This window comes from Clostridium kluyveri, from assembly GCF_001902295.1.
GTDB classification, from domain to species: domain Bacteria; phylum Bacillota; class Clostridia; order Clostridiales; family Clostridiaceae; genus Clostridium_B; species Clostridium_B kluyveri_B.
On the sequence record NZ_CP018335.1, the window covers coordinates 3,191,016 to 3,204,335 of the forward strand.

Annotated in this window: 10 protein-coding genes; all 10 read right to left on the reverse strand. The window is 31.6% G+C overall.

The features are described from left to right. Nucleotides 1-35: 35 nt before the first annotated feature. The 10 genes from BS101_RS15410 to BS101_RS15455 all read right to left on the reverse strand — a co-directional run bounded on the left by BS101_RS15410 (nt 36) and on the right by BS101_RS15455 (nt 13,292). Nucleotides 36-479 (reverse strand): MarR family winged helix-turn-helix transcriptional regulator, encoded by a 444-nt coding sequence (locus tag BS101_RS15410; RefSeq protein ID WP_073539632.1) that lies wholly within the window; start codon nt 477-479, stop codon nt 36-38. Between the two features lie 234 nt (nt 480-713). Next, nucleotides 714-1,364 (reverse strand): isochorismatase family cysteine hydrolase, encoded by a 651-nt coding sequence (locus BS101_RS15415; RefSeq protein ID WP_073539633.1) that lies wholly within the window; start codon nt 1,362-1,364, stop codon nt 714-716. A 17-nt stretch (nt 1,365-1,381) separates the two neighbouring features. Beyond that, nucleotides 1,382-3,400, reverse strand: coding sequence for a penicillin-binding transpeptidase domain-containing protein (locus BS101_RS15420; RefSeq protein ID WP_073539634.1), 2,019 nt, complete (start codon nt 3,398-3,400; stop codon nt 1,382-1,384). A 330-nt stretch (nt 3,401-3,730) separates the two neighbouring features. After that, complete coding sequence (locus BS101_RS15425; RefSeq protein ID WP_073539635.1) at nt 3,731-5,743, reverse strand: methyl-accepting chemotaxis protein; 2,013 nt, start codon at nt 5,741-5,743, stop codon at nt 3,731-3,733. Nucleotides 5,744-5,982: 239 nt separating this feature from the next. Further along, nucleotides 5,983-7,011, reverse strand: coding sequence for a low-specificity L-threonine aldolase (gene ltaE / locus BS101_RS15430; RefSeq protein WP_073539636.1), 1,029 nt, complete (start codon nt 7,009-7,011; stop codon nt 5,983-5,985). Nucleotides 7,012-7,268: 257 nt separating this feature from the next. Beyond that, nucleotides 7,269-8,525, reverse strand: a complete 1,257-nt coding sequence (locus tag BS101_RS15435; protein WP_073539637.1) for a glutamate-5-semialdehyde dehydrogenase — start codon at nt 8,523-8,525, stop codon at nt 7,269-7,271. Nucleotides 8,526-8,581: 56 nt separating this feature from the next. After that, nucleotides 8,582-9,382: a glutamate 5-kinase gene (gene proB, locus BS101_RS15440; RefSeq protein WP_198039617.1), complete on the reverse strand. Its 801-nt coding sequence runs from the start codon at nt 9,380-9,382 to the stop codon at nt 8,582-8,584. 66 nt (nt 9,383-9,448) lie between these two features. Next, the gene (proC, locus tag BS101_RS15445; RefSeq protein WP_073539639.1) at nt 9,449-10,300 is read right to left on the reverse strand and encodes a pyrroline-5-carboxylate reductase; all 852 of its coding nucleotides are present in this window, start codon (nt 10,298-10,300) and stop codon (nt 9,449-9,451) included. 119 nt (nt 10,301-10,419) lie between these two features. Next, nucleotides 10,420-12,000 (reverse strand): ClC family H(+)/Cl(-) exchange transporter, encoded by a 1,581-nt coding sequence (locus tag BS101_RS15450; RefSeq protein WP_073539640.1) that lies wholly within the window; start codon nt 11,998-12,000, stop codon nt 10,420-10,422. A gap of 155 nt (nt 12,001-12,155) precedes the next feature. Beyond that, nucleotides 12,156-13,292, reverse strand: coding sequence for an ABC transporter substrate-binding protein (locus tag BS101_RS15455; RefSeq protein WP_073539641.1), 1,137 nt, complete (start codon nt 13,290-13,292; stop codon nt 12,156-12,158). Between the last annotated feature and the right edge of the window lie 28 nt (nt 13,293-13,320).

The following is a 13,320-nucleotide window of genomic DNA, read 5'->3' on the forward strand; positions in this document are numbered from 1 at the left end:
CCCCCTTTATTGTTTTAATAGAGCTCACCGTATCTCTAAACAATATCTTTTTCCATTATTTCTCTTAAAATCCTCAACCCTCTTGAAATTATGTCTATTTCCTCATCACTGGCAGATTTCAATATCTGTATACAATAGGATAATCCCTTATTGTTTAAATCATCCAGTAATCTATGTCCTTCTTCTGTTAAATATATTAATATTTTTCTTCTATCATTTATATCTCTCTTTCTATGTACAAAGCCCTTTTGGGATAGCTTATCTATAATTACAGAAGCTGTACTATTAGGTAATCCTGACTTTTCAGTTATTTCCTTTAAAGTCTTAGGTACATCCTTTTCAACCTCATTTAATATAATGAAAGATGATATTCCTAAATTTGAAATATTTTCTCTGTTCATACAAAATAACTTCTTTTTCATAAGTTTTACTATCACTGTAAAATCCGTTATAATTTTATACTCTTTTTCTCTATCCATAAGCAGTTCCTTTCAAAGCAAAATTATATGATTAAATATTAGAACTTTATTAATTAAAATTCAATAATTAGTAATTAAGTTCTTTCTACAGTATAATAATTATACCATTATTGGCTATCTTCTTCCACATATTTAACAATAAAATTTAAAATTTTGTTTACAATTATTCACTTATAATAAACAATAAGTCAGGTGAAAGGCCACTAGGCTTGTTGTTTATTTAAATTAAATTTATTAAATAATTATGCTGTCTACTATTTCCATACCATTCATCTGCATATTGTATAGGGATATACTCTTCATTAAATCTCCGTCATGATTCTCTAAATCATAGGTCTCCACAGAATTGGCAGGAACTATTATTCTCCTATCCATATTTTTCTGATTAAAATAAGTTTTTAATGTAATTACAAAATTTATCACACAAATATCTGACTCACAGCCCACTACTATATAATTTTCAATGGTACTTTCATTTTCATTTAACCAATTTTTAAATAGAGGCGCATGAAAACCATTAGTACTATTTTTGGGTATCACAGCTGTATTTTTATAATCTTTTAAACTCTCCTTTAATTCTGGTATGAGTTCGCATTCTGTTGTTCCCTTTCTGCAGTGAATTCCGTGAGTTTTATATTCTACCGAATCCTCTTCATGTTCATCTAAGAAAAATACTTTTTTATACCCTAAAGTATTATTATTTAAATCAACTATATTTTTTATTATGTTTTTAATTCTAGGTGAAGCTAAAAGTCCTTCATGCACAAAACCATTAACCATATCTACTACCACTAATGCAGTATTTCCCTTTTTAAGATCTTTTAAATCTAAATTTTTCCCTTTAACTTCTTTTTCCATTTCCAATATTTTTTTAACATCTAACATATTTCTATTCCCTCCATTTATTTTTCCTGAAAAACCTCTTTTACTATTGGAACTACATAATGACTTCCGCCTTTATCCTTGGCATTTTCCACCATGGCCACCACAAGAAGATCTGGATTGTCTACATTTACTGCAGCGAACCATCCTATTTCTGTACCCGTGTTATCTTGCTGGGAATTTTTTATTTCCGCAGTACCTGTCTTGCCCGCTAAAGTTACTCCAGATATATATGCTTCATGTCCAGTTCCAGCGGGATTTGAAACTACCTGTATCAAATCCTTTAAAATAATATCTGCCACTTCTTTTGAATATACACTTTTCTTCCATATATCTACTTTCTTATCATTTCTATATAAAAGATATGGCTTTACAATGCTTCCTTCATTTACAAAAGAATCATAAATAGCCATGAGATGTACAGGATTCAGCAATATTTCCCCTTGACCATATCCGCTATCTGCCAATTGTATGTCATTCTGTATATTTCCATCCGATGATAACTGTGATTTTGACAGGCCATATTCAAAAATCATCTTTTCTCCAAGCCCAAAATTTTTAAGTTCAGTTTCCATAATATCCTTTCCAATGTCAAGTGCAGTTTGTGCAAAATATATGTTATCAGAATAGATAAGAGCATTTAAAAGATTACTTGGCTGGCCGTAATCCTTAACCCTGGTAACATAATATGATCCCCAGCTGCTGTCTTTTTGCCATTTAAGCCCTGTAATATTTTTGGATACTTCAGGATCTAATTTTTTACCTTTTAAAGCTATAGCTGCAGTTACAGGTTTAAAAACAGAGCCTGGCACCACATTGCTTTGAAAGCGATTATAAAAAGGCCGCCTGCTGTCCTCATTCAAACTATTCCACATATCTTCAGACATTCCCATTACAAAATCATTAGGATCAAAAGAAGGAGTGCTTACAAGAGACAGAACTTCACCAGTCTTAGGATTCATGCTCACTGCCATGGCTGCATCATTTTTTAATTTATCATAAAGTAAACTCTGAACCTTAGAATCTATGGTAAGTTTAATATCTTTCCCATTATGTACCTCACGTTTAATGAGTATCTTTTTCTTATTATCGTTTTTGTCTACAATATAAATTTCATAGCCATTTTGTGCCCTTAAAGTACTTTCATATATCTTTTCCAGGCCAGTTTTCCCTATTACATCTCCTAAATTATAATTTTTATTTGCTTTTATATCCTCTTCAGTTACAGTCTGTACGTATCCTGATAAATGAGCTGCAGCATCTTTTAATGGATATATTCTTGCCTTTTTATCAGTTATGGATACCCCTTTAATTTCTTTAAGTATATTTAACCTTTCATCATCTGCTGGTATAATTTTTATAGGTACAAACATATAAGGCTTTACATAAGAAGCTGATAACTTCTTATTTATATCCTCCTCTGAAATTCCTAAAATACCTGCTATATTTTTTTTAGAAGTTTCTCCGTTTTCTCCAAGATCTCCTGGAACAATACCAACTTGTGATACATATCCATCCTCTGCTATGATATTGTCATTTCTGTCTTTAATACTACCTCTTTTCCCTTCCACAGTATCTATTCTAACCTTATCCCCCTGACTTAAATCTGGAAATATGGCTTTGGGACTCCATACTACTTTCCAATCAGTTTTTCCACTGCTATTTTCTTTCTTTAAAGTTATAGTATTTGTAAAATTTAATTTTCCTGCAATTGTCTCCATATTCACCTTAATCGGAACCAGAGCATTTCCATCTTCATACTTTATATTCTTATTTGTATCAATACTTACATCTATATTCTTTACTCCTATTCCATTATAAATATTACCATATCGATTTATAAAATCCTCATCTTTAATATCATCTTTACTTTCCTCATCTATTTTACTATACATCAGTTTATAATCACTTTTTTCCCAGGCTTTTATATATGCATTTATACCCTTCGTTACCATTTTCTCTTTACTATATAATGAAATATTAAATATAACTAATATTATAACTATTATAAGTGTTATCCATAAAAATTTACCTTTCATAAAACAATACCTCGCATCAATATTTAAGTCTCATTTCTTCTTTTTCTAACTTTTTGATAAAATATTCGGATAAAATAAATTATTTAAATATAATAATACACCATAAACCATCATATTATAAATTTTCCGTTGATATATTACTAGTTTAGGTTAAAATTATACAAAAATTACTGGATAAATAGTTTGTTAAAAAATTATGGATAAAATAAAAAGGCAGCCCACCGTCGTAATTGGTAGAGCCACTTTTTACAAGTTCAACTTTATCAGATGCCTAAACAACTAATACAAACTTCTACTTAAATATGAAAATTTCCTTAGTTATATTTTCCCTTAATTCACTATAAACCTATCAATATCATTTTTGAATTTTAAGGATAATTCATTAAGATTATTTGCATAGCCAGTAAATTCGCCCATTACTGCAGTTATTTCTTCAGTAGAAGCCGAAACCTGTTCTGTACTTGAAGCTGATTCTTCTGAAACTGTAGATATACTTTGCATTGTTCCAATTATTTTATCTTTACTTTTATTGGTTTTATTTATCAAACTGTCTATAACGTCTATTCTATCCGTTAGTTCCTGTATAGTAGTTATTATGTTATTAAAAATGTTTTTAGTATCTTCAGCTGCTTTATTTTGTTCATTAACTATACCAGCTGCACCTTGCATTGATTCCACAGCAGTCTTTGTTATTAAACTTATATTTTCTATCAAAGCTTTAATTTCTTCAGTAGACTTTGAGGATTGTTCAGCAAGCTTTCTAACCTCATCTGCTACAACTGCAAAACCTCTACCAGATTCCCCAGCCCTAGCTGCCTCAATAGCCGCATTAAGTGCCAGTAGATTTGTCTGCTCTGCAATACCATTAATTGTTTTAGTTATTATCTCTATTTTTGATATATAACTACTCATATCAGTTACTATATCTGATACCTGAAGGGTCGTTTTTCTAACATTATTTGATTTATCCATCAATACTTCTAAAGTGTTGAGACCTTCGCTGCTGATATCCTTTGTGTTTTTTGAATCTTTTTCTATATTCTGCATCACTTCAACTACATTATATATTTCCGCACCTAAGCTTTCAATTTCACATACTGCATTTTCAATGTCCTTACTTTGTGTCACTGCTCCTACAGCTACTCCATCTATTGCCGTTGCAACTTCATTAACAGCTTGACTTGTCTGGCCACTGCTTGTTATGATTGACTTTGAAGACCTTTCAATGACAGATGAAGATTCTTTTAATTTATTAATAAGCATGGAAATTTCATCAATCATACTGTTAAATCCATTTGCAAGTTGCCCGAATTCATCTTTAGATTTATTACTTATTTTTGATGTTAAATCTCCAGATGCAGCCTTTTTAAAGGCATTTCTCAAAACAATTATATTATTGCTTATCCATTTACTTAATAAGAGTGCGATAATAATGGAAACCATGCCTGCTATAACTCCAAAAATGATTATTGCATTTCTAATTATATCTATATCATTTTTAAGCTCATCCTGCTGTATTGCCCCAAGTATTTTCCATCCACTTGCTTTGTTCGTTACAAAAACATTATATTTTTTTTGTCCATTATAAATATAATCATTAAATCCTTTATCGTTAGCACTTACATTTTTCCAATAACTCATTTTTCTGGCATCATCTTTATTGATTTTGGTTTTATCTGGATGAGTAAGAATAATTCCTTCTTTATCTACAATAAATACATAGCCTTCTTTACCAAGTTTTATATTAGAAAGCTGTTCAGCTAATTTATCCATATCCATATCTATATCCATTGCAATAACTCCAACTATTTCTCCATTGTATTCGACAGTTTTTGCAATAGTTACAATAGACATATTAGTTTCAGCATCCTTATAAAAGTTAGTTACCACAATATTACCTTTATTTTTCACAGCTTCTTTATACCAAGGTCTTACTGTGGGATCATATTCTTTTCCTAATTCCTGATAGGGCCATTCATACATACGTTTAGTACTGGTACCATAATAAACAAATCTATTATCGTTATTATTTTCTTCGAAATCCTTAAGTAAACTATTTAGGAAAGGTTCATTTCCTGGATTTATATGCAGTTCTGTAAGATCCACATTGACAGATAGTATATCTAATTCTTCTTTAAATTTATCAAAGTATTTATCCATACCTCTATTTACCTCTGAAATAGTTTGTTCTGTAGTTACTTGAAATCTCTTTTCCATTATATTTTGGGCCTTTTGATATGAGATTAAGCCAAGAAGTGTAATTGGTATTACAGTTAAAGCTATAAGTATAAGAGTAAGCTTCATACCTATGGCGGATTTTAAGATACTCCCTTTATTATCCATATTTTCCCTCCTCAAAGTAAATTAGATATTGTCAAAAATTTTAATATAATTTGTGACGTAATCAGTTCTGTAGGTAGTTTTACATAAGGTTTTAAATTTAAGATCATCATATCAAAAAAAGATATTTATCAAAGACGAATTTTCGTTAACTTTCAGTTAAAAGTTCAGCTTAAAAAATTAAATTTAAACTAACTTTCATAAAAATATTAAAAGGCCGTAAAAATTTACAGCCTTTTATATCATAAAATTATTTCTTTTAAGGTCTTTACCACATAGGGTATATCTTCTTTACTTACCCAGTAATTGGTTACAAATCTCATTTTCCCATTTTCTTCAGGATTTATTTTAATTCCTTTTTTATAGAATTCCTCCACCAACTTATTACTATCATATCCTGTTTCAGACATATCAAAAAAAACCATATTTATATGTATATCTTCTAAATTAACCTTAATACCTGGTATCTTTGAGAGTTCTTTTCCTAAGAATAATGCATTTTCATAATCTTCCCTTAATCTCCCAGACATATGCTTTAATGCTACAATACCAGCTGCAGCTAAAAATCCTGCTTGTCTCATTCCTCCACCCATAAGCTTTCTTCCTTTTCTAGCTCTTTGAATAAAATATTTGGAGCCTGCTAGTATAGAGCCCACTGGAGCACATAATCCTTTAGATAGACAGAACATAACTGAATCACAATATTTAGTTATATCCTTTACATCTACTTCTAAATATGCTGCTGCATTAAATATTCTGGCACCGTCAAGATGTACTGGTAAATTATATTTTTTTGCTTCATTAAAAACTTCATTCATATTTTTTAGTGAAAGTACTCTTCCATCAGAATAGGCATTTTCCATACATATAAGGCTTGTCTCAGGATAATGTATATCTTCTTTACATCGTATTGCGTCTCTTACTTCATAAATATCCATTTCACCGCCTTTAGTCTTCAACGTTCTAAGCTGCACTCCTGCTATAACAGCTGGAGCACCCACTTCATGAACCACAATATGACTATCCTCTCCAAGTATTACTTCTGTTCCTCTCCTGCAATGAGTAAACAACGCCAGTTGATTTCCAAAGGTACCACTTGGTACAAATAATGCTGCCTCTTTCCCCATAAGTTTTGCCGCATATTTTTCCAATTCCACTACAGTAGGATCATCTCCATATACGTCATCTCCCACTTCTGCCTTATACATAGCATCTCTCATGGCTTGAGTGGGCTCTGTTGCTGTATCACTCCTAAGTTCTATAAACCACATAAACATACCTCCATATTTAATTATGTATTTACTAAAGTTATCAAGTAATTCTTAGGTTCCGGTAGAGCTCACTATAAAGAAATTCTTATCTCCATTGAACCTTTTATTTAAATATAATAATACACCATAAACCATCATATCATAGATTATCTGTTAATATATTACTGGTTTAAGTTGAAATTATACAAAAATAAATATAAATTAAACTTCCAGACAGAAAAACTGTCTTGGAAGTCTAATTTTATAAATATTGTAATTTACTCTCTTATCTGTCCTTCTCCATATACTATATATTTTATAGTAGTTAATTCATTTAATCCCATAGGTCCTCTGGCATGAAGCTTTTGAGTGCTTATTCCTATTTCTGCACCAAAGCCAAATTCTTCACCATCTGTAAATCTGGTAGATGCATTTACATATACTGCAGCTGCATCAACTTCCCTTAAGAATCTTTGAGATGAAGTATAATCATTAGTTACTATAGCTTCTGAATGTTTTGTTCCATATTTATAAATATGATCCAAGGCTTCATCCACGGAACTAACTATCTTCACAGCTAATATTAAATCTAAAAATTCCTGTGCATAATCTTCTGCAGTAGCGAGCCTCATATCTGGAATAAGTTTTCTAGTTTTTAAACATCCTCTTATTTCTACCCCCATCTTATTCAAAGTTTTAGCTATATGAGGTATAAACTCTGCTGCCACAGCTTCATGTACAAGCAACGTTTCCATAGCATTACAAACTCCAGGTCTCTGTGTTTTTGCATTTATCACTATATTTTCCGCCATAGTTAAATCTGCACTGCTATCTACATAAACATGACAATTTCCTATTCCCGTTTCAATTACAGGTACAGTAGAGTTCTCTACAACAGACTTTATAAGTCCACTTCCCCCTCTTGGTATTAAAACATCTACATATTCGTTTAATTTCATCAATACTTCTACTGCTTTTCTTTCAGTTATATTAATAAATTCTATGGTTCCTGCTGGAAGTCCCGCTTCAATGGCTCCCTTATTTATTGCATTATATATGGCTAAATTAGAATTAATAGCTTCTTTTCCTCCTTTTAATATAACTGAATTACCGCTTTTAACACATAGTGCTGCTGCATCCACTGTAACATTTGGTCTAGCCTCGTAAATTATGCCTATAGTTCCAAGAGGTACTCGCACTCTTCCAATATTTAATCCATTGGATTTTTTCCACATTCTTGTAACCTCACCTATAGGATCAGGGAGAGAAGCAACTTTCATAAGTCCTGAAGCCATAGATTCTATCCTATCTTCATTTAAGGTAAGTCTATCTATGAAGGCATCATTTTTCCCACTGCTTTTAGCATCTTCTAAATCCAACATATTAGCCTTTAAAATATCATCTTTATTTTTATTAAGTTCTTCTGCCATTTTTATAAGAGCCGCATTTTTTATATCTGTACTCATATTTGATAGTGTTCTTGCTGCCCTGTTAGCATTTTTAGCTTTTTCTAAAATACAATCATATATATCCATTCATTTTTTAGTAGAAACAACAGGTTTCTACTAGACCTCCTTTCCTTTTCCATATATCATTTACTTGCAGCAAATAAAGTTCCTACCTTTTTGCAAGATACTATGTCCTTTATAATATTATCCTTAGCCCCATTTGCTATAACCATAGATACACCTGAAGATAAAGCTATCTTTGCAGCTTTAATTTTTGTACACATACCGCCAGTTCCAAGGTCCCCCCTAGAATCACTACCGCAGCTTTCAATATCCTCTGTAATAGTATCCACATAACTTATCATATTAGCATTTTTATCTATTCTAGGATCAGAACTATAAAGTCCATCAATATCTGAAAGCAGTATAAGTAAATCTGCTCCTATAGTTTTTGCAATTAAAGCAGATAATGTATCATTATCTCCAAATTTTATTTCTTCTACTGCCACTGCATCATTTTCATTTATGATAGGTATTACTCCCCTCCTTAAAAGCTCATTAAAAGTATTTTGAGCATGAATACACTTATCTCTATCCTCTAGATCATTTTTAGTAAGAAGGAGCTGGGCAATTATTTTTTCATATATTGCAAATTCCTTTTCATATATTCTAAGAAGTATTCCCTGACCAATAGCTGCAGCAGCCTGCTTCTCACAAATATTTTTAGGTTTTCTTTCAAGACCCATTTTTAAAACTCCCACTCCAATAGCCCCAGAAGTCACTAAAACCATATTTTTTCCCTGATTTTGCAAATAACATATTTCCTCTACAATATTCTTTATTCTGTGAAAATCTACAACTCCATCTTCATTTATAAGTGTAGATGTGCCTACCTTTATTACAATTTTTTTTGCATTTAATAAACGCTTTTCTCTATTATCTATCTTTTCCTCTATGCTCATTTTGAATCTCCTATAAACATTATAACTTTTATATATGATTTTTTAAAATTATTTATTACTTTCTTCCTTTTTTCCGACTTCCTCCATGCGAACTTTTCCTGCTTCAATAGCATTCATAATAGTTCCTCTAAAAGCACCCTGTTCCAATGCCCTTACCCCTGCAATAGTGGAACCTCCAGGAGAACACACCTTATCCTTTAATTTACCTGGATGTTCCCCTGTATCTAATATCATCTTAGCTCCTCCCATAACTGTCTGTGCTGCTAAAGTTTGAGCCATTTCACGTGGAAGTCCAAGTTCTACCCCCCCATCTGCCATAGCTTCAATCATCATATATACATAAGCAGGTCCACATCCACTTATAGCTGTTATGGAATCAATATACTTCTCCTCTACTAAATAGCTTACCCCCAAAGCTTCAAACATACCATGTACCAATTTGGCATGTTCTTTGGACGCATTTTTTCCTGGTGCTACTCCTGAAGCACCTATATTAACTAACATGGGAGTGTTTGGCATAACTCTAACCACTGGTATTTCAGGTAAATACTTTTCTATAAATGAAGTATTTATACCTCCTATAATTGAAATTACCGTATGTTTTTCTTTATCCCAATTACAACTCTTTATACATTCCACGACATCTTTTAGAACCTGAGGCTTAATACTTAAAACCACAATATCACAATTATCAACTATATAATTATAGGCTGTACTTCTATCACTACTTAAATGAGCTATACCAAAATTTTCTTTTAAATATTGAAGTCTGGAATCTAAAATATCCATAACATAAATATCATCCGGTTCAAATAATTCCGTTGTTAAAAGTCCCTTAAGTATGGCTTCTCCCATTTGTCCTGTGCCAATAAATCCAATCTTCTTACCTAACTTACCCATATTTATCCTCCTAAATACCATAAAATTTCAACTAAAAACATCTTTTAAATATAGTTGATCCTATAAATATATAGTATATAGTATTTGGATAATTAATAAAAGATCTTTACTTTAATATGTTAAATCTGCTCTATACTTTGACACATTTCAGTTAAAATATCATTTAATTTACCTGCATCCTTTTCATTTGTAAGTATGGTAATATAATCTCCTGCACAAATAACAGTATTCCCCTTTGGTATTATGATTCCACATCCTCTCCTGATTTCTGTTATTAAACAATATTCAGGCCATATTATATTTCTTATCTCTTTTCCATCTAAATAACATCCCATGCAGACTGGAACTTCTAAAATAAATTTGGATTTTGTATTTTTAACTTTTAAATTTGTATTATTAATTAAAAATTTTTCAAGCAGTGAATCATAGATAGGTTTGGAACCTAATACATCTGCAACTAAATAAGCCACTATAGATACAATACTTAATGGAAGAAAATTGTTAAATCCTCCTGTCATCTCTGTGATCAATATGATACCTGTAATTGGAGATCTTACAACTGCAGTAAAATATCCTGCCATTCCTAGAATTACAAAATTATTTATATAGTTTGTATTAATATTTACTATATTAATAAGCAAACTTCCATACCCATATCCAATCAATGCTCCTATAGTAAGTACCGGAAGAAAAATCCCTCCTGGTGTTCCCGAGCCATAGCACAGCATAGTAAATAAAAACTTTACAATAATCAAAACTAAAATAAACTTTATAGTAAATGAGGTATTGGATAGAGACATTATGAGTGAATTGCCTCCTCCTAAAACTTGGGGTAAAAAAAATCCAAATATTATAGAAGCTACTAGAGGAAATACTGGATTAAATTCTTTTGGAATCCACTTTTGTTTAGAATATAAATACTGACTTTTTAAAAGGGAAATATTAAAAATTACTCCTGTAACACCCATTATAATTCCAAATAATAATATATAAAAATAATAATTTAAAGGAATAGTCGATATATGTTTAAAATTAAATACCGGGCTTAACCCTAAAAACCCGCCAGTTATAAAATCAGCAGATAATGCAGCCGAAAAAGCTGAAATTAAAATTAGTGGAGAAAAATTTTTGTGTATTTCCTCTAAAGCAAATATTGCCCCTGCCAGTGGTGCATTAAATGCTGCAGCAAGTCCCGCACTTGCTCCGCTTGTAATAAGATATTTTTCTTCTATATTTACCCTTTTAAAAATTCTACTTAGCCCCTGACCTACACAAGCTCCCAACTGTACTGAAGGTCCTTCCCTTCCAAGAGAAAGGCCAAATCCAATAGCAAGACTTCCACCTATAAATTTATTCAAAATCACTTTAAACCATTTCATCTCAAGTTTTCTTAGAACAGCTCCCTTAACTTGAGGAATACCACTTCCACCTACCATAGGATCCTTTTTAACCATAAAGCCTAATATATATCCCAAAATTATAAATAGTATTACCCACAAAGGTATAAAATACAACTTTAACAAAAGAATTTTATAAATTTTTCCAACATTTTCCCCTAATTTTTCTATGACAACCCTAAAAAGTACTATTATAAAACCGGTTATAATCCCTACAATTATACTTTCTCCTACCAACCTTATCTTTAAATTATGCCAATGAAATAATAAACTGGATTTATCTTTTTTATACAACTTATTCATATAATTTTTCCTGACTTTCTATATATCATTTAGGGTAATAACTTATCCAGAAGCGTAACAATACTGGTGCTATTAGCTAATTCTAGCCCTAGGATAAATAAAGTTGTGAACTTCAAGGAAAGAAACCTTTCTTTAAAGTTCACAACTTATGTCCATTACTGGCTTACTTTTCTTACAAATATCTGCTTCTGATTTTCTATTTTTATTACGTCTCCTCCCATAATGGCATTTCTGTTGCTGTCATATTTAGTAGTTCCAGCCACTCCTTCAAAACTGATATTCTTTAGGGCATCTTTTATTTTATCTCCTTCTGTACTTTTACCTTCTTTAATAGCAGCTATCAGTAAACTGCCTGCATTATAGGAACTAGCTGAAATGGCATCTGGTGCTTTATTATATTTCTTTTCATAATTCTCTTTGAATTTTACGTATGCAGGTGTAGTATCTCCTGTAGAAAAGAAATTGCTAAAATAGCCTCCATTAACTGCATCTCCTCCAATGTCAAATAAAGCTGGTGAATCCCATCCATCTCCACCAATAAAGGTAGATGTTATACCCAAATTCCTTGCCTGTTTTGCTATTAAAGCTACTGTACCATAGTAATCTGGTATAACCAGTACATCTGGATTAAGCTTTTTTATGTTGGTAAGCTGGGCACTAAAATCCTGATCTCCTGCATTAAAGGTAAGTGAAGCCAATACCTTTCCACCTGATTTTTCAAAATTAGTTGTAAAGAATTCATTAAGCCCCTTATCGTAGTCATTCCCTACATCATAAAGCACAGCTGCTGTTTTAGCCTTTACATCCTGGGTTGCTATATCTGCAATAATTGTTCCTTGAAAAGTATCATTAAATGTGGATGTAAATACATATTCTCCCCCATTTTTTGTTACTTTAGGGCTTGTACTTACAGATATCATTGGAATTTTATTAGATGTAGCAATAGGTCCCATGCTTATGGAACATTTGCTGGCATAGCTCCCAACTACCCCTACCACCTTATCATTATTAATTAATTTTTGTATGGCATTGGCAGAATTAGAAGGTTTATTTTCATCATCTTCAAAATAAAACTTTACCTTTTTGCCATTTATACCTCCACTGGCATTAGTTTCTTCCTCTAACATCTGCAGTGCATTTTTACACGCCTGTCCCATAACAGACACATCCCCTGTAAGTGGAAAAACTGCTCCTAATTTTATTTCCTCTGATTCAGATTGCTTTCCACATCCTGTCAGTACCACAGACCCTAGCACTAAAGCCATGGATATTGACAAAAACTTTTTTAACATGTATAAATCCCCCTTAAAAATTTTATAA

Excerpts from the sequence above, each read along its gene's own strand:
- BS101_RS15420 (WP_073539634.1), bottom strand. The coding sequence starts at position 3,400 with ATGAAAGGTAAATTTTTATGGATAACACTTATAATAGTTATAATATTA.
- ltaE (WP_073539636.1), bottom strand. The coding sequence starts at position 7,011 with ATGTGGTTTATAGAACTTAGGAGTGATACAGCAACAGAGCCCACTCAA.
- BS101_RS15450 (WP_073539640.1), bottom strand. The coding sequence starts at position 12,000 with ATGAATAAGTTGTATAAAAAAGATAAATCCAGTTTATTATTTCATTGG.
- BS101_RS15455 (WP_073539641.1), bottom strand. The coding sequence starts at position 13,292 with ATGTTAAAAAAGTTTTTGTCAATATCCATGGCTTTAGTGCTAGGGTCT.
- BS101_RS15435 (WP_073539637.1), bottom strand. The coding sequence starts at position 8,525 with ATGGATATATATGATTGTATTTTAGAAAAAGCTAAAAATGCTAACAGG.
- BS101_RS15415 (WP_073539633.1), bottom strand. The coding sequence starts at position 1,364 with ATGTTAGATGTTAAAAAAATATTGGAAATGGAAAAAGAAGTTAAAGGG.
- proC (WP_073539639.1), bottom strand. The coding sequence starts at position 10,300 with ATGGGTAAGTTAGGTAAGAAGATTGGATTTATTGGCACAGGACAAATG.
- BS101_RS15410 (WP_073539632.1), bottom strand. The coding sequence starts at position 479 with ATGGATAGAGAAAAAGAGTATAAAATTATAACGGATTTTACAGTGATA.
- BS101_RS15425 (WP_073539635.1), bottom strand. The coding sequence starts at position 5,743 with ATGGATAATAAAGGGAGTATCTTAAAATCCGCCATAGGTATGAAGCTT.